21 protein-coding genes, 1 tRNA gene, 2 pseudogenes and 1 riboswitch are annotated in these 17,208 nt (G+C 70.3%); of the genes and pseudogenes, 15 read left to right on the forward strand and 9 right to left on the reverse strand.

Annotation, left to right across the window (positions count from 1 at the left end; all coding sequences use genetic code 11):
• Nucleotides 1-27: 27 nt before the first annotated feature.
• Complete coding sequence (locus HYE82_RS22335; RefSeq protein WP_179175914.1) at nucleotides 28-1,356, reverse strand: nicotinate phosphoribosyltransferase; 1,329 nt, start codon at nucleotides 1,354-1,356, stop codon at nucleotides 28-30.
• Nucleotides 1,357-1,436: 80 nt separating this feature from the next.
• Here HYE82_RS22335 and clpS point away from each other — a divergent pair, with 80 nt between their 5' ends.
• The 7 genes from clpS (at nucleotide 1,437) to HYE82_RS22365 (ending at nucleotide 6,147) form a co-directional block, all read left to right on the forward strand.
• Entirely contained in the window at nucleotides 1,437-1,751 is a 315-nt protein-coding gene (clpS, locus tag HYE82_RS22340) for an ATP-dependent Clp protease adapter ClpS (RefSeq protein WP_179175915.1), read from the forward strand.
• Entirely contained in the window at nucleotides 1,751-2,362 is a 612-nt protein-coding gene (locus HYE82_RS22345; RefSeq protein WP_179175916.1) for a DUF2017 domain-containing protein, read from the forward strand. Before clpS ends, HYE82_RS22345 begins: the two co-directional genes overlap by 1 nt.
• A 298-nt stretch (nucleotides 2,363-2,660) precedes the next feature.
• The gene (locus HYE82_RS22350) at nucleotides 2,661-4,112 is read left to right on the forward strand and encodes an amino acid permease (RefSeq protein ID WP_179175917.1); all 1,452 of its coding nucleotides are present in this window, start codon (nucleotides 2,661-2,663) and stop codon (nucleotides 4,110-4,112) included.
• 110 nt (nucleotides 4,113-4,222) lie between these two features.
• Nucleotides 4,223-4,645: a Mov34/MPN/PAD-1 family protein gene (locus HYE82_RS22355; protein WP_179175918.1), complete on the forward strand. Its 423-nt coding sequence runs from the start codon at nucleotides 4,223-4,225 to the stop codon at nucleotides 4,643-4,645.
• Nucleotides 4,646-4,722: 77 nt separating this feature from the next.
• Complete coding sequence (locus tag HYE82_RS39565; protein WP_369009818.1) at nucleotides 4,723-4,830, forward strand: putative leader peptide; 108 nt, start codon at nucleotides 4,723-4,725, stop codon at nucleotides 4,828-4,830.
• Nucleotides 4,831-4,909: 79 nt separating this feature from the next.
• The gene (locus HYE82_RS22360) at nucleotides 4,910-5,197 is read left to right on the forward strand and encodes a MoaD/ThiS family protein (protein ID WP_179175919.1); all 288 of its coding nucleotides are present in this window, start codon (nucleotides 4,910-4,912) and stop codon (nucleotides 5,195-5,197) included.
• Nucleotides 5,197-6,147, forward strand: coding sequence for a PLP-dependent cysteine synthase family protein (locus tag HYE82_RS22365; RefSeq protein ID WP_179175920.1), 951 nt, complete (start codon nucleotides 5,197-5,199; stop codon nucleotides 6,145-6,147). The genes HYE82_RS22360 and HYE82_RS22365 overlap by 1 nt, the downstream gene beginning before the upstream one ends.
• A gap of 169 nt (nucleotides 6,148-6,316) precedes the next feature.
• Here the strand turns inward: HYE82_RS22365 and HYE82_RS22370 are convergent, their stop codons facing one another.
• Nucleotides 6,317-6,685 (reverse strand): DUF488 domain-containing protein, encoded by a 369-nt coding sequence (locus HYE82_RS22370; RefSeq protein WP_179175921.1) that lies wholly within the window; start codon nucleotides 6,683-6,685, stop codon nucleotides 6,317-6,319.
• The gene (locus HYE82_RS22375) at nucleotides 6,685-7,107 is read right to left on the reverse strand and encodes a hypothetical protein (RefSeq protein ID WP_179175922.1); all 423 of its coding nucleotides are present in this window, start codon (nucleotides 7,105-7,107) and stop codon (nucleotides 6,685-6,687) included. Before HYE82_RS22375 ends, HYE82_RS22370 begins: the two co-directional genes overlap by 1 nt.
• A gap of 215 nt (nucleotides 7,108-7,322) precedes the next feature.
• On the opposite strand from HYE82_RS22375, the gene HYE82_RS22380 reads away from it, so the two are divergent.
• The gene (locus tag HYE82_RS22380) at nucleotides 7,323-8,075 is read left to right on the forward strand and encodes an MBL fold metallo-hydrolase (protein WP_179175923.1); all 753 of its coding nucleotides are present in this window, start codon (nucleotides 7,323-7,325) and stop codon (nucleotides 8,073-8,075) included.
• Between the two features lie 111 nt (nucleotides 8,076-8,186).
• Here HYE82_RS22380 and HYE82_RS22385 read toward each other — a convergent pair whose 3' ends face one another.
• Together HYE82_RS22385 and HYE82_RS22390 are read right to left on the reverse strand one after the other, a co-directional pair.
• On the reverse strand, nucleotides 8,187-9,398 hold the full coding sequence (locus HYE82_RS22385) for a PTS transporter subunit EIIC (RefSeq protein WP_179175932.1): 1,212 nt from the start codon (nucleotides 9,396-9,398) through the stop codon (nucleotides 8,187-8,189).
• A 358-nt stretch (nucleotides 9,399-9,756) separates the two neighbouring features.
• Complete coding sequence (locus HYE82_RS22390; protein WP_179175924.1) at nucleotides 9,757-11,058, reverse strand: PTS transporter subunit EIIC; 1,302 nt, start codon at nucleotides 11,056-11,058, stop codon at nucleotides 9,757-9,759.
• Nucleotides 11,059-11,298: 240 nt separating this feature from the next.
• On the opposite strand from HYE82_RS22390, the pseudogene HYE82_RS22395 reads away from it, so the two are divergent.
• From HYE82_RS22395 to rdgB, 4 genes and pseudogenes are all read left to right on the forward strand, one after another.
• Nucleotides 11,299-11,538 (forward strand): annotated as a pseudogene (locus HYE82_RS22395) (glucose PTS transporter subunit EIIB); the annotation flags it as partial.
• A 156-nt stretch (nucleotides 11,539-11,694) separates the two neighbouring features.
• A complete protein-coding gene (gene rph, locus HYE82_RS22400; RefSeq protein ID WP_179175926.1) occupies nucleotides 11,695-12,426 on the forward strand; it encodes a ribonuclease PH in 732 nt (243 codons plus the stop codon).
• A gap of 163 nt (nucleotides 12,427-12,589) precedes the next feature.
• Nucleotides 12,590-12,970: a hypothetical protein gene (locus HYE82_RS22405; protein WP_179175927.1), complete on the forward strand. Its 381-nt coding sequence runs from the start codon at nucleotides 12,590-12,592 to the stop codon at nucleotides 12,968-12,970.
• A gap of 88 nt (nucleotides 12,971-13,058) precedes the next feature.
• Nucleotides 13,059-13,679 (forward strand): RdgB/HAM1 family non-canonical purine NTP pyrophosphatase, encoded by a 621-nt coding sequence (gene rdgB, locus HYE82_RS22410; RefSeq protein ID WP_179175928.1) that lies wholly within the window; start codon nucleotides 13,059-13,061, stop codon nucleotides 13,677-13,679.
• A gap of 72 nt (nucleotides 13,680-13,751) precedes the next feature.
• Here the strand turns inward: rdgB and HYE82_RS22415 are convergent.
• From HYE82_RS22415 to bcp, 4 genes and pseudogenes are all read right to left on the reverse strand, one after another.
• Nucleotides 13,752-13,839, reverse strand: a tRNA-Leu gene (locus tag HYE82_RS22415).
• A gap of 43 nt (nucleotides 13,840-13,882) precedes the next feature.
• A complete protein-coding gene (locus tag HYE82_RS22420) occupies nucleotides 13,883-14,506 on the reverse strand; it encodes an HNH endonuclease (protein WP_256987544.1) in 624 nt (207 codons plus the stop codon).
• Between the two features lie 56 nt (nucleotides 14,507-14,562).
• Nucleotides 14,563-15,212 (reverse strand): annotated as a pseudogene (locus HYE82_RS22425) (HNH endonuclease signature motif containing protein).
• Between the two features lie 160 nt (nucleotides 15,213-15,372).
• Complete coding sequence (bcp, locus tag HYE82_RS22430; protein ID WP_179175930.1) at nucleotides 15,373-15,840, reverse strand: thioredoxin-dependent thiol peroxidase; 468 nt, start codon at nucleotides 15,838-15,840, stop codon at nucleotides 15,373-15,375.
• A 78-nt stretch (nucleotides 15,841-15,918) separates the two neighbouring features.
• Here bcp and HYE82_RS22435 point away from each other — a divergent pair, with 78 nt between their 5' ends.
• The 3 genes from HYE82_RS22435 to HYE82_RS22445 all read left to right on the forward strand — a co-directional run bounded on the left by HYE82_RS22435 (nucleotide 15,919) and on the right by HYE82_RS22445 (nucleotide 17,185).
• On the forward strand, nucleotides 15,919-16,284 hold the full coding sequence (locus tag HYE82_RS22435) for a DUF3618 domain-containing protein (protein ID WP_218782920.1): 366 nt from the start codon (nucleotides 15,919-15,921) through the stop codon (nucleotides 16,282-16,284).
• Between the two features lie 91 nt (nucleotides 16,285-16,375).
• Nucleotides 16,376-16,678, forward strand: a complete 303-nt coding sequence (locus tag HYE82_RS22440; RefSeq protein ID WP_179175934.1) for a co-chaperone GroES — start codon at nucleotides 16,376-16,378, stop codon at nucleotides 16,676-16,678.
• Nucleotides 16,679-16,764: 86 nt separating this feature from the next.
• Nucleotides 16,765-16,831: riboswitch (guanidine-III (ykkC-III) riboswitch) on the forward strand.
• A gap of 33 nt (nucleotides 16,832-16,864) precedes the next feature.
• On the forward strand, nucleotides 16,865-17,185 hold the full coding sequence (locus tag HYE82_RS22445; protein ID WP_179175931.1) for a multidrug efflux SMR transporter: 321 nt from the start codon (nucleotides 16,865-16,867) through the stop codon (nucleotides 17,183-17,185).
• The last annotated feature ends 23 nt before the right edge of the window (nucleotides 17,186-17,208 follow it).

A 17,208-nucleotide genomic window follows, 5' to 3' on the forward strand; every position in this document is an offset into this window, starting at 1 on the left:
GCGGGGGAGGGCCCGCGGCCCGGGCGGTCAGACGTATTCGGTCGGGATCACGGCCTCGCCCCGCGACAGCTGCGTCGCGGAGATCGGGAGCCCGGCGCGGGCCGCGCGGTGGCGGTTGCGGGCGGCCTCCAGCGGTTCGCGGGCGACCACCTCGCCGCCCTTGACCAGCTGGACCAGGAGCTGCCGGCCGGCCAGGGCCGCCGGGACCGGGCCGGTCCCGACCACCTCGGCCTCCGCGACGCCGTCCGCGTCGAGGCGCCGGGCGGCCCACTTGCGGCCGCCGATGGAGGTCTTGCCGCCCGTGGCCTTCTTCGCCACCGGCACCAGCGGTGCCTTGGGATCGGCGGACTCCGCCCGGGCGACGAGCTTGTAGACCATGGAGCAGGTCGGGTGCCCGCTGCCCGTGACGAGCTGCGTGCCGACGCCGTACGCGTCCACCGGGGCGGCGGCCAGCGAGGCGATCGCGTACTCGTCGAGGTCGGAGGTGACCACGATCCGCGTCCCGGTCGCTCCCAGCTCGTCCAACTGCTGGCGCACCCGGTGCGCGACCAGCAGCAGGTCGCCGGAGTCGATCCGGACGGCCCCCAGCTCCGGGCCCGCGATGTCGACGGCGGCCCGGACCGCCTCCGCCACGTCGTACGTGTCCACCAGCAGGGTGGTGCCCCGGCCCAGGGAGGCCACCTGGGCGGTGAACGCGTCCCGCTCGCTGTCGTGCAGCAGGGTGAAGGCGTGCGCGCTGGTGCCGACGGTGGGGATGCCGTACCGGAACCCGGCCGCCAGGTCCGAGGTGGAGGCGAAGCCGCCGACGTACGCGGCCCGGGAGGCGGCCACGGCGGACAGCTCGTGGGTGCGGCGCGCCCCCATCTCGATCAGCGGCCGGTCGCCGGCGGCCGAGGCCATCCGGGAGGCGGCGGCCGCTATCGCCGAGTCGTGGTTGAGGATCGACAGGATGACGGTCTCCAGCAGCACGCACTCGGCGAAGCTGCCCTCGACCCGCAGGACGGGCGAGCCGGGGAAGTACGCCTCGCCCTCCGGGTAGCCCCAGATGTCACCCGAGAAGCGGTACGAGGAGAGCCAGTCCAGAGTGCGCATGTCGACGACGGCCCGCTCGCGCAGGAACTCCAGCACGGCGGTGTCGAAGCGGAAGTTCTCCACCGCGTCCAGGACGCGGCCGGTGCCGCCCACCACTCCGTAGCGCCGCCCCTCGGGCAGCCGGCGGGTGAACACCTCGAAGACCGAGCGGCGGTCGGCTGTGCCGTTCGCCAGGGCGGCCTGCAGCATCGTGAGCTCGTAATGATCCGTGAAGAGCGCTGTCGACGGCACGTCCACCGGCAGGCCCAGGTCCGCAGGGTTCATGCCAAGGATGCTAGCGCACATTTCGTCAGAGTGACGAAATGTGGGTCCCGTTTGTGCGACGGGCCCGTCACAGTGGCAGCATGGGACGAGTGAGTGTTGCTCCCATTGAGATCGAACGCACCGAATCCGCCGAAGAGGCGTCCGCGGTCCCCGAACCTGACGTCCCCTGGGTGACTCTGGTGCACAACGACCCGGTCAACCTCATGAGCTACGTGACGTACGTGTTCCAGGCGTACTTCGGCTACTCGAAGGACAAGGCGCACAAGCTGATGCTCGACGTCCACCACAAGGGGCGGGCCGTCGTGTCCAGCGGCACCCGCGAGGAAATGGAGCGCGACGTGCAGGCCATGCACGGCTACGGCCTGTGGGCGACCCTCTCCCAGGACCGAATGTGATGGGGCGGACCACCGGAATGTTCGAAGCCCGCAAGGGCGGCGGGGCCGCCGTCACCCTGGACGAGATCGAGATCTCCATCCTGCGCTCCCTGGCCGTCCAGCTGCTGGAACTCATCGGCCCCGGCGCGCCCGAGCCGGAGGCCGACGCCGACCCGCTGGCCGCGCTCTTCGCCGAGGGCCCCACCGAGCCCCCCTCCGACCCGGCGCTCGCCCGCCTCTTCCCCGACGCGTACGGTCCCGGCCCCGGCCCCGCGGGGGAGGGCGCGGACCCGGAGGAGCTGGCGGCGCACTCGGCGGAGTTCCGCCGGTTCACCGAGAACGACCTGCGCACCCGCAAGCGCCAGGACGCGCTGGCCGTCGTCCGCAGCCTGGACGGGCTCACCCCGGGCGGCGAGGGGGCGGCGGTGCTGGAGCTCACCGGCGAGCTGCCGCTGCGCTGGCTCGGCGCCCTGAACGACCTGCGGCTGACGATCGCGGCCCGGCTGGAGATCACCGAGGACGACGAGGGCGCCGCCCTCTACCGGCTGCCGGACGACGACCCGCGCAAGCCGATGGTGATGGCGTACCTCTGGCTCGGCGGCCTCCAGGAGACCCTGATCGAGACGCTCTGAAGATCCTCAGCGGACGCTCAAATCGGGATAACGATCAGATCACCGCCATGCGGTGATCTGATCGTTTTCTTGTCTCTTGTCCCGCTTTTGTCGGGCACAGTGTCACTTTTACTCCCTTCGGCCGTCCTCGAAGCGTGATAGATCTTCACGACTGCCGAAGGGGCGCCACCCATGTCCCCGCCGGCCTGCTTGAACCGGCTGACCGCCGGCGTGCAACTCCATCCGTATCCGGGGGGATCGAGGACCCGATCCGCAGCCAGCAAGGCGCGGGTCGGCGTGGAGAAAGGCGCACCAGAACATGACCCCAGCGCAGGTCGAGCAGCACCACACGGCACCCGGTGAGGGAACCGGGGCCGACGGCGGGGAGGGGTACCACCGCACGCTCGGCGCCCGCCAGATCCAGATGATCGCGATCGGCGGAGCCATCGGAACCGGCCTCTTCCTGGGCGCCGGCAAGGCGATCTCGAAGGCCGGACCGAGCCTCATCCTGGCCTACGCCATCGCGGGCCTGGCCATCTTCTTCATCATGCGCGCCCTGGGCGAGCTGCTGATGTACCGCCCGGTCTCGGGCTCCTTCTCGGACTACGCCCGTGAGTTCCTCGGCCCGTTCTGGGGATACGCGACCGGCTGGACCTACTGGCTCTTCTGGGTGGTCACCGGCATCACCGAGGTCACCGCGGCGGCCAAGTACATGTCGTACTGGACCCACGACAGCTTCCCGCAGTGGGCGTACGCGCTGATCTTCACCGTCATCCTCTACGCCGCCAACCTGATCTCCGTGAAGCTCTTCGGCGAGCTGGAGTTCTGGTTCTCCATGGTCAAGGTCACCGCCATCGTCGGCATGATCCTGATCTGCGCCGGCATCCTCACCATCGGCTTCTCCGACGCCGCCGCCGACGCCTCCTTCTCCAACCTGTGGAACGACCGCGGCTTCTTCCCGAACGGCATCGGCGAGACGCTGATGACGCTCCAGATCGTCGTCTTCGCCTTCCTGGCGGTCGAGCTGGTCGGCGTCACCGCCGGCGAGTCCAAGGACCCCGAGAAGACCCTGCCCAAGGCCATCAACACCGTGCCGTGGCGCATCGCCGTCTTCTACGTCGGCGCCCTCATCATGATCATGTCGGTCATCCCGTGGTCCAACTTCAAGGCGGGCCAGAGCCCGTTCGTACTGGCCTTCGAGAAGATGGGCCTCGGCATCGGCGCCGCGATCGTCAACTTCGTCGTCCTGACCGCCGCCCTGTCCTCCTGCAACTCCGGCATGTACTCCACCGGCCGCATGCTGCGCGACCTCGCGCTCAACGGCCAGGGCCCGAAGTTCTTCACCAGGCTGACGAGGAACGGCACCCCGCTGGTCGGCACCACCTTCTCCGCCGCCCTGATGCTCGTCGGCGTCTGGATCAACTACGTCGCCCCCGGCAAGGCCTTCGACTACGTCGTCTCCTTCGCCACCATCTCCGGCATGTGGGCCTGGATCGTCATCCTCGTCTGCCAGATCCGCTACCGGGCCAAGGTGCGGCGCGGCGAACTGCCCGCCTCCCCGTTCCAGACGCCCGGCGCGCCCTGGACCAGCGTCCTCTCCCTCGCCTTCATCGGCGTGGTCATCGTGATGATGGGCGTCGACGCCGACGCGCGCGTCTCGCTGTACTGCGCCCCGCTCTGGGCGCTGATCCTCGGCGTCTCCTACCTCGTGCTCAAGCGCCGCAACCCGGCCGGAGCCGCCTTCAACAAGGTCGGCAAGACCAGCGCCTGACCGGCTTCCGACCGGCGCCGGACCGCGGCCCACAGGCCGTGTGTCCATCATGCGGGCCCCTGCGTACCACACCTCGGTACGCAGGGGCCCGTCTGCTTATCCTGTCGCCCATGCTGACCCTCACCCAGGCCCTGTACGACCGGATCGTCGCGCACGCACGCAAGGACCACCCCGACGAGGCGTGCGGCGTCGTGGCCGGCCCGGCGGGCACCGGCCGCCCCGAGCGGTTCATCCCCATGCTGAACGCGGCCCGCTCGCCCACGTTCTACGAGTTCGACTCCAAGGACCTGCTCAAGCTGTACCGCGAGATGGACGACCGCGACGAGGAACCCGTGATCGTCTACCACTCGCACACCGCCACCGAGGCCTACCCCTCGCGCACCGACCTCACCTACGCCAACGAGCCCGGCGCACACTACGTCCTCGTCTCCACGGCGGACACCGACGGACTCGGGGAGTTCCAGTTCCGCTCGTACCGCATCGTCGACGGTGTCGTCACCGAGGAAGAAGTCGAGGTCGTCGAGGCCTACTGACCGGCATGTGAGCCGGATGCGTCCACGATGCGGGATCACACTCCAAACGCCGGACCGGGAATCGTTAACATGACCGCATGGTTCCTTCCGACGTGAGCATCGAGACGCCCGGCAGACTGCTGCTCGTGGCGCGGCTGCACGTCGACCTGTGCCGTCTCGCCAGCAGCACCTGTCCTGCCGCCTGAGCACCGCAGCCCCTCGCGCGGGGGCCTCGAGCCGCGCGCACTCAACCCCTCCCCGCACCACTTCACACTGGAGCCTGCCATGGCCATCGAGGTCCGCATCCCCACCATCCTCCGCACCTACACCGACGGCGAGAAGGCCGTGAGCGGTGAGGGCAGCACCCTTTCCGAGCTCTTCGCGGACCTGGAGACGCGCCACAAGGGCATCGAGGAGCGACTCATCGACCAGGCGGCCGGCGGCAAGCTGCGCCGCTTCGTGAACGTCTACCTCAACGACGAGGACGTCCGCTTCCTCGACGGCATCGCGACCCCCCTCAAGGACGGCGACAGCGTCACCATCCTCCCCGCGGTGGCCGGCGGCGCCGCCTGATGCGCTACGACTCCCCGCTCGCCGCGGTCGGCAACACGCCGCTCGTCCGGCTGCCCCGGCTGTCGCCCTCCGAGGACGTCCGCATCTGGGCCAAGCTGGAGGACCGGAACCCGACCGGCTCGATCAAGGACCGCCCCGCGCTCCACATGGTCGAGCAGGCCGAGAAGGACGGCCGCCTGCACCCCGGCTGCACGATCCTGGAGCCCACTTCCGGCAACACCGGCATCTCGCTGGCGATGGCGGCGAAGCTCAAGGGCTACCGGATCGTCTGCGTCATGCCGGAGAACACCAGCCAGGAGCGCCGCGACCTTCTCACCATGTGGGGAGCCGAGATCGTCTCCTCGCCCGCGGCGGGCGGGTCGAACACCGCGGTCCGGGTGGCCAAGGAACTGGCCGCCGAGCACCCCGACTGGGTGATGCTCTACCAGTACGGCAACCCGGACAACGCCGGCGCGCACTACGCCGGCACCGGCCCGGAGATCCTGCGCGACCTGCCCACGGTCACCCACTTCGTGGCGGGCCTGGGCACCACCGGCACCCTCATGGGCGTCGGCCGCTACCTGCGCGAGCACAAACCCGACGTGAAGATCGTCGCCGCGGAGCCGCGCTACGACGACCTCGTCTACGGCCTGCGCAACCTCGACGAGGGCTTCGTCCCCGAGCTGTACGACGCCTCCGTCCTCACCACCCGCTACTCGGTGGGCTCCGCGGACGCGGTCACCCGTACCCGCGAGCTGCTCCAGCAGGAGGGCATCTTCGCCGGCGTCTCCACCGGCGCCGCCCTGCACGCGGCGATCGGCGTGGGCCGCAAGGCCGTCGCCGCCGGCGAAACGGCCGACATCGTGTTCGTCGTCGCCGACGGCGGATGGAAGTACCTGTCGACCGGCGTCTACACCGCCCCGACGACGGAAGCGGCCATCGAAGCCGTCCAGAACCAACTCTGGGCCTGACCACACCCCGGGCCCGCGACACCCGCGGGCCCGGCGGCGGCCGTGGCGGAGCCGGCCGCGGTTTCGCCGGCGCCCCGAAGGGGCGCGGGGAACCACACGACCGACCACCGGTCCCGCAGACGATCGCCGGCCCTCACCGCACCACCCGCGGAGCGCATCGGCGCGGCCACTACGCGGACAGCAGGTCCGCCAGGACCGCCGCGTGGCTCGACTCCGGATCGCGGACAGCCGTCAGCAGCGTCACCGGGCCGCGGGCCGCGAGCTCCCGCAGGCGCTCCACCTCCGCCGCCGCCTCCGGGGCCGCCAGCTCCTCCTCGTACCGGTGCCGGAACTCCTCCGGCGAGCCCCCGCCCCCGTGGTACCAGGTGCGCAGTTCCCCGGACGGGGTCACCGCCTTCGGCCACTCGTCCACCGCGGCCGCCGCCTTCGCCAGGCCCCGCGGCCACAGCCGGTCCACCAGGACCCGCACCCCGTCCGCATCCGGCTCCGGCGGATCGTAGACACGCCGCACCCGCACCCCGCCCTGCGCCGCTGCCATCAACCGCGTCCTCCGAGTCCCTTGACCTCGTCCCACACCGCGGGGTCCAGCACCCCCAGCCGGTACCGGAACTCCCACACCCACACCTCCGACGGCCGGTCCGCCTCCAGGTAGCCCACCCGGCCCGGCGTCACCCCGACCGTTCCCGGCGGCAGCGGGATCACCCCGGCCCGCCGGTCGTCGTACTTCCCGCTGATCCACGCCACCCGCGCCCGGTGCCCCCGTACGGAAGCCGCCGCCAGCACCAGGCAGGACCGCCCGTCCGCCAGCCTCCACAGCTCACCCGCCCGGGGCCGGGGCGCCGGACCCGGCCCGTGCGGCGGCGGAGCCCGCCGGTCGATCCCCGGTCGACGCCCCGCGACCAGCACCAACAGCATCACGGCGACCAGCGCGAGGGCCGCGGGCCACCAGGACGTATCCATAGTCCGACGGTAGCGGCGCCCGCCGCCCACGGCACGCAACCACCCCCGGACGGCCCCGGCACGCCCGTGCACACCGTCGCTCCCCCGGGTGACACCACAGGTGATTCCCCCCACAACGGCCCGCCGCGGAGGAGCGACCCGACGTTTCGCGCCTTACGCTCGACCCACGCACGGCCCGCATTCCGTCCACGGACCGTCCCGGAGGTTCTCGCTCCATGAAGCTCACCGTCGTCGGCTGCTCGGGGTCGTTCCCGTCCGCGGAATCGGCCTGTTCGAGCTACCTCGTCGAGGCCGACGGCTTCCGGCTGCTCCTCGACATGGGCAACGGCGCCCTCGGCGACCTGCAGCGCCACTGCGGCCTCTACGACCTCGACGCGATCTTCCTCAGCCACCTGCACGCCGACCACTGCATCGACATGTGCGCCTACTTCGTGGCCCGCTACTACCGGCACGATGGCGGCCGCTGCGGCACCATCCCCGTCTACGGGCCCGAAGGCACCGAGAAGCGCCTCACGACCGCGTACGACGACGTCCCCGACGAGCGCTCGATGAGCGAGGTCTTCGACTTCCGCACGCTGAAGTCCGGCACCTTCGAGATCGGCCCGTTCCAGGTGCGCACCGAGCGCGTCAGCCACCCGGTCGAGGCGTACGGCATCCGCATCGAGCACGGCGGCCGCTCGCTGGCCTACTCCGGCGACACCGGCACCTGCCCGGAGCTCGCGCAGCTCGCCGACGGCGTGGACCTGTTCCTGTGCGAGGCGTCCTTCACGCACGGCAAGGAGGACATCCCGGACCTCCACCTCAACGGCCGCGAGGCGGGGGAGTACGCGCACGGCGGCCGGGTCGGCCGGCTCGTCCTGACCCACATCCCGCCGTGGACGGACCCCCGGCAGAACCTCTCCGACGCCCGCGCGGTCTACGCCGGCCCGGTCGACCTCGCGCACGCGGGCGCCGTCTACGAGGTCTGACGCCCCGGCACCCCTGCGCGAGCGCACGGCCGCCCCGCCGCACGGCGAAGCCCCCGCCCTCCCTTCCGGGAGAGCAGGGGCTTCGCGGCGTACGGCAGCGGCGGCAGGGGCCTACTTGGCCTCGGCCTTCTGCAGTTCGGCCAGTTCCTCGTCGGACTCGCGGCCCGGCGTCGGCAGGTTGAACCTGGTGATCGCGAACCGGAAGATCGCGTAGTACAGGACCGCGAAGCACAGGCCCACGAGCGCCAGGCCCCACGGGTTGGTCGCGATGCCGAGGTTCAGGACGAAGTCGACCAGGCCGGCGGAGAAGCCGAAGCCGTCCTTCATGCCGAGCGCCCAGGTCAGGGCCATCGAGACACCGGTGAGCACCGCGTGGACCGCGTACAGGACCGGCGCGATGAACATGAACGTGAACTCGATCGGCTCGGTGACACCGGTGACGAAGGAGGTCAGCGCGAGGGAGAACATCATGCCGCCGACGACCTTGCGGCGCTCGGGGCGCGCGCAGTGGACGATCGCGAGGCAGGCCGCGGGCAGGGCGAACATCATGATCGGGAAGAAGCCGGTCATGAACTGGCCGGCGCTCGGGTCCCCGGCGAGGAAGCGGGCGATGTCGCCGCTCTTGCCGTCGTACTCGCCCGCCTGGAACCACGGGAAGGAGTTCAGCAGGTGGTGCATGCCGATCGGGATCAGCGCGCGGTTGGCGACACCGAAGATGCCCGCGCCGACGGCGCCGGAGCCCACGAGCCACTCGCCGAGGCTGTGCAGACCGGTGCCGAGGACGGGCCAGATGAGGCCGAAGACGATGCCGATCAGCAGGCCCGCGAAGGCGGAGAGGATCGGGACGAGGCGGCGGCCGCCGAAGAAGCCCGCCCAGTCCGGCAGCTTGGTCCGGTAGAACTTCTGGTAGAGGAGGGCGACGACGATGCCCATGACCACGCCGCCGAGGACGCCCGCGTTGACCGGCGCCTCGACGTTCACGATCTTGCCGTCGACGACCTTGGCGACCTTCGGCAGGTGTGAGTCGGTGAAGGTGGCGAGGACGTTCTTGAAGACCAGGTAACCGGTGACCGCGGCCAGCGCGGTGGAGCCGTCCGACTTCTTGGCGAAGCCGATGGCGATGCCGACGGCGAACAACAGGGCCATGTTGCCGAGGATGGCGTCGCCGCCCGCGGCCATGTAGCCGCCGAGCTTCTGGACGAAACCGGGCAGCGAGTTGTCGGCCAGCATGTCGTCCTGGCCGAAGCGGACCAGGAGCGCGGCGGCGGGCATCACCGCGACGGGCAGCATGAGGCTGCGGCCGATGCGCTGCATGACAGCCATCGCGCCGGCACCCTTCTTCTTCTCGGCCGCGGGGGCGGCAACCGTGGTCACAACTTCCTCCAGAGGGCAAGGCGCCGCCGGAGGAACACGGGGACGGCGACGTCTTCGTTCGGGGGTGACGAGGGCCCGGAAAGGGCCCGCGTGGTCTACACCAATGGCGTGGTGTAGACCAGTTGTAGCACGGTGAGGGTTGGATAAGGAACCTTCGATTTTTTGTGGCGTGCAGCACACTCGCCACCGCTCTCCACAGGATGCGGGCCGCACCCCCGAAGAGCCGAACCGGAACACGCCGAAGCCCCCGGATCCGGCCGGACCGAGGGCCTCGCAAGCAGTCGGCGGAACCGCCCGTCAGGCCGGGCTACGCCTGGACGTTCTCCCGCTCCATCCGGTCGATCTCCTCATCCGACTCCCGCCCCGGGGTGGGAAGGTCGAACGCCGTGATCGCGAACCGGAAGACCGCGTAATACACCGCCGCGAAGCCCAGGCCCACCGGGATGATCAACCACGGCCTCGTCGCCAGCCCCCAGTTGATGACGTAGTCGATCAGCCCCGCCGAGAACGTGAACCCGTCCTTCGCCCCCACCGCCCACGTCACCGCCATCGACACACCCGTCAGCAGCGCATGGACCACGTACAACGCCGGCGCCACGAACAGGAACGAGTACTCCAGCGGCTCCGTGATCCCCGTGACGAACGACGTCAGCGCCACCGACAGCATCAGGCCCCCCACCTCCTTGCGCCGCCGCGGCTTCGCACAGTGCGTGATCGCCAGCGCCGCAGCCGGCAGTGCGAACATCATGATCGGGAAGAAGCCCGTCAGGAACAGCCCCGCCTCCGGGTCCCCGGCCAGGAACATGTTGATGTCACCGTGCACCGTCGTCCCGTCCGGCTTGGTGTAACTGCCGAACTGGAACCACATCGGCACGTTCAGGAACTGGTGCAGACCGATCACCAGCAGCGCACGGTTCGCCACCCCGAAGATTCCCGCACCCCACGAGCCCAGCCCCACCAGCCAGTCCGAGAAGCCCTCCAGCGCACCGCCGACCGGCGGCCAGATCCACAGGCACAGTGCCGCGAACCCGATCGCGACGAACGCCATGACGATCGGCACCAGCCGCCGGCCGTTGAAGAAGCCCAGCCAGTCCACCAGCTTCACCCGGTGCAACCGCTGCCAGAACCACGCCGACAGCAGCCCCATCACGATCCCGCCGAACACCCCCGGATTCTGGTAGGTGAACTCCACGAACGTCTCGTTCGGCCCGACGCATCCCGGCCCGACGTCCCGCGTCCCCGGCGGACACGGACGGGGGAACGCGTGCAGCACCCCCCGGTAGACCAGGAACCCCGCCACCGCCGCCAGCGCCGTCGAACCGTCCGCCTTCTTCGCCATCCCGATCGCCACGCCGACACAGAAGAGGAGCGGCAGACCCAGGTCCGGGTTCAGCAGCGCCCCACCCGCCCCCGCCATCACCCTCGCCACCACCTGCCAGTCCAGGCCCTCCACGCCGAACACGTCCGGCTGCCCCAGCCGGTTGAGGATCCCCGCCGCGGGCAGGACCGCGATCGGCAACTGCAGGCTCCGCCCCATCTTCTGCAGGCCCTGGAACAAGGTGTTCCACCCCTGCTGCCGCGGCGCTGCCGCCGCGCTGTTCGCGCTCATCGGCTACCTCCCTGGCGGGCCTGTTTGAGGCAGGTGCACCCATGCGGCACACTGGTGTAGACCACTTCGGTGCGGTTCCACACGCCCGCACCGCAAGGCAGGTTGCCGCTGACCGTCATCATTCGGCACGAGCCACACCCGCGCTCGCGTAGCTGGGCCAACAGTGGGCTACCGTGACAAACCGGAGCCCACCGGCCGGGACAGGGCCGCCGGGACTCGTTCTGCGCAGAACTCAGGGAGAGACACATGGCCACCAAGGCTGAGAAGATCGTCGCCGGGCTCGGCGGCATCGACAACATCGAAGAAGTCGAGGGCTGCATCACCCGCCTGCGCACCGAGGTCGCCGACCCCGCCCTCGTCGACGAAGCCGCCCTGAAGGCCGCCGGCGCCCACGGCGTCGTCAAGATGGGCACCGCCGTCCAGGTCGTCATCGGCACCGACGCCGACCCGATCGCCGCCGAGATCGAAGACATGATGTGACACCCCTCGCCGCGGCCACCCCGCACCGAGCAAGCGGAGCACACCAAGCAAGCCGAGCAAGCCGAGCACACTGACCGCCGCAGACCCCGTCGCCGGAGCATGCCCGCCCCGCCGACGGGGTCTTCGTGCACCCCCACACCCACTAGGCTCGGACCCATGTCACGCATCGACGGCCGCACGCCCGAACAGCTCCGCCCGGTCACCATCGAACGCGGATGGAGCAAGCACGCCGAGGGCTCCGTCCTCATTTCCTTCGGTGACACCAAGGTCTTCTGCACCGCCTCCTTCACCGAAGGCGTCCCGCGCTGGCGCAAGGGCAGCGGCGAAGGCTGGGTCACTTCCGAATACTCGATGCTCCCCCGCTCCACCAACACCCGCGGCGACCGCGAATCCGTACGCGGCAAGATCGGCGGCCGCACCCACGAGATCTCACGCCTCATCGGCCGCTCGCTCCGCGCCGTCATCGACTACAAGGCCCTCGGCGAGAACACCATCGTCCTCGACTGCGACGTCCTCCAGGCCGACGGCGGCACCCGCACCGCCGCCATCACCGGCGCGTACGTGGCCCTCGCCGACGCCGTCACCTGGGGCCAGCGCAAGAAGCTCATCAAGGCCGGCCGCAAGCCGCTCACCGGCACCGTCGCCGCCGTCAGCGTCGGCATCGTCGACGGCGTCCCCCTCCTCGACCTCTGCTACGAGGAAGACGTGCGCGCCGAAACCGACATGAACGTCGTCTGCACCGGCGACGGTCGCTTCGTCGAGGTCCAGGGCACCGCCGAAGGCGAACCCTTCGACCGCAAGGAACTCAACGCCCTCCTCGACCTCGCCGCCGGCGGCTGCGCCGACCTCGAAGCCATCCAGCGCAGCGCCCTGGCCCGGGAGCTCTGACCCGCACCGCCCGGGGGCACGAGCGGCGAGAACCACGCGCCGCACTCCTGCGTCCTTGTGACCGACGGGCACACGGCGACACAGCCGTACGCCCGCAGGCACCAAACAGCCGCACAGCCGCACAGCCGCACATCCGCATATCCGTGTTCGCGAGGGGACCCGCATGAAGCTCCGCATAGCCGCCGTGGCCGTGGCCGCCGCACTGACGCTCCCGGCCCTGACGGCCTGCGACGCGATCTCGACGGCCATGGACTGCGCCAACACGGCCGTGGCCATCACCGACGGCGTCGGCGAGCTCCAGCAGTCCGTCTCCAACGCCGGCAACAGCCCGCAGGACGCCCAGAACGCCCTGAACAAGATCGAGCAGAACCTCAAGAAGATCGGCGACCAGACGGGCAACGCCGACCTGGGCAAGGCGATCGACTCGATGAACACCGCGGTCAAGAACGTCCGCGACTCCATCCAGAGCGGCAACAAGACCCCGGACGTCACCCCCGTCGCCGACGCCGCGAAGGAAATCTCCAAGGTCTGCACCCCGGGCTGACCCCGGGCCGAAGCCCGGCCGACGCCGGGCCGGGCAGGACGACCGACGGGCAGGAGGGTGCCGTCACAGCGCCGCGATAATGGGCGCCATGACCTCGACGCCCTCCGCCCCCCGCCTCGTCCTCGCCACCCGCAACGCGGGCAAGGTGGCCGAGCTGCACCACATCCTGTCCGACGCCGGCCTGCCCCACGAGCTGGTCGGCGCGGACGCGTACCCGCACGTCCCGGACGTCAAGGAGACCGGCGTCACCTTCGCCGAGAACGCCCTCCTCAAGGCCCACGCCCTGGCGCAGGCCACCGGCCTGCCGGCCGTCGCCGACGACTCCGGCCTTTGCGTGGACGTCCTGAACGGCGCCCCCGGCATCTTCTCCGCCCGCTGGGCCGGCGCCCACGGCGACGACAAGGCAAACCTGGACCTGCTCCTCGCCCAGCTCGCCGACATCGCCGACGAGCACCGCGGGGCCCACTTCGCCTGCGCCGCGGCCCTCGCCCTCCCGGACGGCACCGAGCGGGTCGTGGAGGGCCGCCTCCAGGGCGTCCTCCGCCACAGCCCGTCCGGCACGGGCGGCTTCGGCTACGACCCGATCTTCCAGCCGCTGGACGACACCCGCACCACCGCGGAACTGACCCCGGCCGAGAAGAACGCCATCTCCCACCGCGGCCAGGCCTTCCGCGCCCTGGTCCCGGTCATCCGAGAACTGCTGGGCTGACGCGGGCGGACCGCCGGCACGCCGAAACGCACAGGCCCCGAGCGCTGGTGCGCACGGGGCCTGTGTGTGCTGTGGTGCGGTCGGGGGGACTCGAACCCCCACGGGTATTACCCCACTGGGATCTAAACCCAGCGCGTATCGCCTATTTCGCCACGACCGCCAACGAGCCGGGCAATTCGGACACCCGGCCTGGTGTGCTGTGGCTAGTCTACGGCCGGACCATTGCGACGGGCGACAGGCCGTCGGCGTCCTCCCCGGCACCAGGTGCTGGTGATGGCATGGCAGTTGGGGCAGAGGAGACGAAGGTTCTCGCGCCGGTCATCACTCCAGTCGCCGCTGATGTGGTCGACCTCCAAGGTCATGGGGCGGCCCCGCCACTCCGGGGCCACGCCGCACCGGTTGCAGCACTCCGGGACGCCGACCTCTCTGAGTGCGCGGCGCAGGAGCCGGGTCGGGGTGCGTCGTGTTCCGTCGTGCTGCACGAGGATGTCCGACGCCGGCCTGAGCGGCGTTCGTCCGGGCTTGTCGCGCTGATGAGCCTGGCCGAGGAAGTGTGCGGTCGACAGTCCGTCCTCGTGAATCCAGCGCTTGAGAGAGGCGCGCTGACTGCCGGATGCGGCTATGCCCAGCCGTCGCAGTGTCTCGGCCAGGGAGTGCGAGGTGGCGACCGCGTCACGCAGGGTCGTGCTGTCGGGCTTCGCGTGGCGTTGGTGCTTCCGGCGGCCGAAGTGGGAGATGTCGATGTCGAACTTGCGGAACCGCTCTCTGAGGTAGGTGTCGAGCCTGCGGTACCTCTCGGTGCCCAGAAAGTCGATCACCTCGTCCATGCTCCTACACCGGGCCGCGGCTTCGGTGAGTCGCTCCCGCGTGTAGGCCGTGCCTGTCATTGCCGACGCCCCTTTGCGCGGCCGCGGTAAGTGTCCGTGGTGGAGTGGCAGTTCGGGCAGAGGAAGCGCAGGTTCTCCCGGCGGTTGTTGCGCCAGTCTCCGTCGATGTGGTCGACCTCCAAGGGGAGCGGCTCTCCCAGCCACACCGCCTCGATGCCGCAGTCAGCGCAGCGCTCCTCGATGCCGGTCTCCAGAAGGGCGCGCCGCAGGCGCGTGTTCGGCATACGAGTGGCGTGCGGCGAGCGGTCCTCCTGCAGGATCTCGTCCGCGGACCGGCGGCGCCGGTTGTCCCGCATGGCCTCCGTGCGGCGGGGCGGCGTGAAGTGCGAGGTGTCGATGCCGAAGGCCTTCGCCTTGCGGCTGATGTGCGTGTGGTGGCCGCCGACCGGTTCGAGTCCCAGGCGGTGGAGGACCTCGTACATGTTCGTGGACGCGGCCACTGCCTCCGACAGAACTTCCTTCGTCCACTTCACCCCTTCCCTCTCGAAGTGGGAGATGTCTATCCCGAACTTCGCATGAGGTCGCGCACGTAGCGGCGGGAGCCGCCGCACGGGTCCGTCCCCAGTCGCTCAAGTGCCTCGCTCAGCGTCCGCGACGTTCGTGCCGCCTCCGTGAGTCGTTCCCGCGTGTACCGGGTCACCGACATCGGTCACCCCACCCCTTCGCTTCCGCTCTCGGTCACCGCCCGTGTGTGCGGCCCTCGCATGGAGTAACGGATCGATAGTCGGACGGTCACGGGTGGAAATGTCCGATAAGCGGAGCGGCCCGCACCGGTTGGTGCGGGCCGCTCAGGGGCGAGGTGGGCGTCAGAGGCCCAGGTCCTTGATGATCTTGGCTACGTGGCCGGTGGCCTTGACGTTGTAGAGGGCGCGCTCGACCTTGCCCTCCTCGTCCACGATCACCGTGGAGCGGATGACCCCGGTCACCGTCTTGCCGTACAGCTTCTTCTCGCCGTAGGCGCCGTACGCCGCCAGGACCTGCTTCTCCGGGTCGCCGACGAGCCTGACCTTCAGGTGCTCCTTCTCGCGGAACTTCGCCAGCTTCTCCGGCTTGTCCGGCGACACGCCGATGACGTCGTAGCCGGCCCCGGCCAGCATCTCCAGGTTGTCGGTGAAGTCGCAGGCCTGCTTGGTGCAGCCCGGCGTCAGCGCGGCGGGGTAGAAGTACACGATCACCTTGCGGCCCTTGTGGTCGGCGAGCGAGACCTCGTTGCCGTCCGCATCGGGCAGGGTGAAGGCAGGGGCGGTGTCGCCCGGCTGGAGTCGCTCACTCATCTCGACAGTCTCCTCGGGAGGTGGATCGCTACGCCACGAGACTAAGCTGACAGACTGTCCATGGCGGATGACGCCCCCATGCGACCAGACCATGGGCACGACCACGACGACGGAGGCAGCGCGGTGCCGGAAGCCAGGACCCCCGCACAGATCGAGGCGGACATCGTCCGCCGCCGCGAGCAGCTCGCCGAGACGCTCGACGAGATCGGCGTGCGCCTGCACCCGAAGACGATCGTCGGGGACGCGAAGGCCAGGGTCGTGTCGACGGTCGACCACACGGCAGGGCGCGCGGTCGTTGCCGTGAACCGTTTCGTCACGGACGTGCGGGACGGCCTGCGGGACGAGGACGGCGCTCCGCGATTGGACCGGATCGTGCCGGTCGCGCTGCTGGCCGCGGGCGTGGTCGGGCTGGTCGTGGTGTCGGCTCGCCGCAGGCGCCGATGACCCTGCGGCGGACAGGTCGCGAGCGGGCGGGTAGTTTCGTGGGGTGAGCGACAACACCAACACCACCACCCACGACAAGCTGCCCATCCGCATGCTGCACGACCGCGTGCTCGTGAAGTCCGACTCGCCGGAGGGCGAGCGGCGCTCGGGCGGCGGGATCCTGATCCCGGCGACCGCTGCCATGGGCAAGCGGCTGGCATGGGCCGAGGTGGTCGCGGTCGGGCAGAACGTGCGCAGTGTGGAGCCGGGCGACCGGGTGCTGTACGACCCCGAGGACCGGGCCGAGGTCGAGGTGCGGGGCGCGACGTACGTGCTGATGCGCGAGCGGGATCTGCATGCGGTGGCGTCGGAGCGGCTGGAGGGGGCGAAGGACTCCACCGGTCTCTACCTCTGATCGTCTTCCTCGGATCGTTCCCCTCTGATCGTCCGATCGTCGGGCCGGTGACCTAGGTCACCGGCCCTTTGCCGTGCTCACGCTTTGCTACGGTGGGGAGCGAACCGCCCCGACGAGACGCGCCGTACCGGGTTGACGACAAGACGACGCACCCCCGTTTCCGCTCGTGTCCCGGAGGTGCCTGTCATGGCCTGGGTTCTTCTTCTCGTCGCCGGTCTGCTCGAGGCCGGCTGGTCGGTCGGCATGAAGTTCACGGACGGGTTCACGCGGCTGTGGCCGAGCGTGTTCACCGGTGCGGGGATCGTCGCCAGCATGGTGCTGCTGTCGTACGCGGTGAGGACCCTGCCGATCGGGACGGCGTACGGGGTGTGGGTGGGGGTCGGTGCGGCCGGGGCGGCGGTGCTCGGGATGGCCGTGCTGGGGGAGCCGGTCACCGCGGCCCGGGTGTTCTTCATCGTGCTGTTGCTGGTGGCCGTGGTCGGCTTGAAGGCGACTTCCGGGCATTGATCCCGCCCCGCCCCGACCTTGCC

This window comes from Streptomyces sp. BR123 (assembly GCF_013401435.1).
Classification (GTDB): domain Bacteria; phylum Actinomycetota; class Actinomycetes; order Streptomycetales; family Streptomycetaceae; genus Streptomyces.

Bases quoted from the DNA above. Each gene is read 5' to 3' on its own strand.
- HYE82_RS22335 (WP_179175914.1), bottom strand. From the start codon at position 1,356: ATGAACCCTGCGGACCTGGGCCTGCCGGTGGACGTGCCGTCGACAGCG.
- clpS (WP_179175915.1), top strand. From the start codon at position 1,437: ATGGGACGAGTGAGTGTTGCTCCCATTGAGATCGAACGCACCGAATCC.
- HYE82_RS22345 (WP_179175916.1), top strand. From the start codon at position 1,751: ATGGGGCGGACCACCGGAATGTTCGAAGCCCGCAAGGGCGGCGGGGCC.
- HYE82_RS22350 (WP_179175917.1), top strand. From the start codon at position 2,661: ATGACCCCAGCGCAGGTCGAGCAGCACCACACGGCACCCGGTGAGGGA.
- HYE82_RS22355 (WP_179175918.1), top strand. From the start codon at position 4,223: ATGCTGACCCTCACCCAGGCCCTGTACGACCGGATCGTCGCGCACGCA.
- HYE82_RS39565 (WP_369009818.1), top strand. From the start codon at position 4,723: ATGGTTCCTTCCGACGTGAGCATCGAGACGCCCGGCAGACTGCTGCTC.
- HYE82_RS22360 (WP_179175919.1), top strand. From the start codon at position 4,910: ATGGCCATCGAGGTCCGCATCCCCACCATCCTCCGCACCTACACCGAC.
- HYE82_RS22365 (WP_179175920.1), top strand. From the start codon at position 5,197: ATGCGCTACGACTCCCCGCTCGCCGCGGTCGGCAACACGCCGCTCGTC.
- HYE82_RS22370 (WP_179175921.1), bottom strand. From the start codon at position 6,685: ATGGCAGCGGCGCAGGGCGGGGTGCGGGTGCGGCGTGTCTACGATCCG.
- HYE82_RS22375 (WP_179175922.1), bottom strand. From the start codon at position 7,107: ATGGATACGTCCTGGTGGCCCGCGGCCCTCGCGCTGGTCGCCGTGATG.
- HYE82_RS22380 (WP_179175923.1), top strand. From the start codon at position 7,323: ATGAAGCTCACCGTCGTCGGCTGCTCGGGGTCGTTCCCGTCCGCGGAA.
- HYE82_RS22385 (WP_179175932.1), bottom strand. From the start codon at position 9,398: ATGGCTGTCATGCAGCGCATCGGCCGCAGCCTCATGCTGCCCGTCGCG.
- HYE82_RS22390 (WP_179175924.1), bottom strand. From the start codon at position 11,058: ATGAGCGCGAACAGCGCGGCGGCAGCGCCGCGGCAGCAGGGGTGGAAC.
- rph (WP_179175926.1), top strand. From the start codon at position 11,695: ATGTCACGCATCGACGGCCGCACGCCCGAACAGCTCCGCCCGGTCACC.
- HYE82_RS22405 (WP_179175927.1), top strand. From the start codon at position 12,590: ATGAAGCTCCGCATAGCCGCCGTGGCCGTGGCCGCCGCACTGACGCTC.
- rdgB (WP_179175928.1), top strand. From the start codon at position 13,059: ATGACCTCGACGCCCTCCGCCCCCCGCCTCGTCCTCGCCACCCGCAAC.
- HYE82_RS22420 (WP_256987544.1), bottom strand. From the start codon at position 14,506: ATGGACGAGGTGATCGACTTTCTGGGCACCGAGAGGTACCGCAGGCTC.
- bcp (WP_179175930.1), bottom strand. From the start codon at position 15,840: ATGAGTGAGCGACTCCAGCCGGGCGACACCGCCCCTGCCTTCACCCTG.
- HYE82_RS22435 (WP_218782920.1), top strand. From the start codon at position 15,919: ATGCGACCAGACCATGGGCACGACCACGACGACGGAGGCAGCGCGGTG.
- HYE82_RS22440 (WP_179175934.1), top strand. From the start codon at position 16,376: ATGCTGCACGACCGCGTGCTCGTGAAGTCCGACTCGCCGGAGGGCGAG.
- HYE82_RS22445 (WP_179175931.1), top strand. From the start codon at position 16,865: ATGGCCTGGGTTCTTCTTCTCGTCGCCGGTCTGCTCGAGGCCGGCTGG.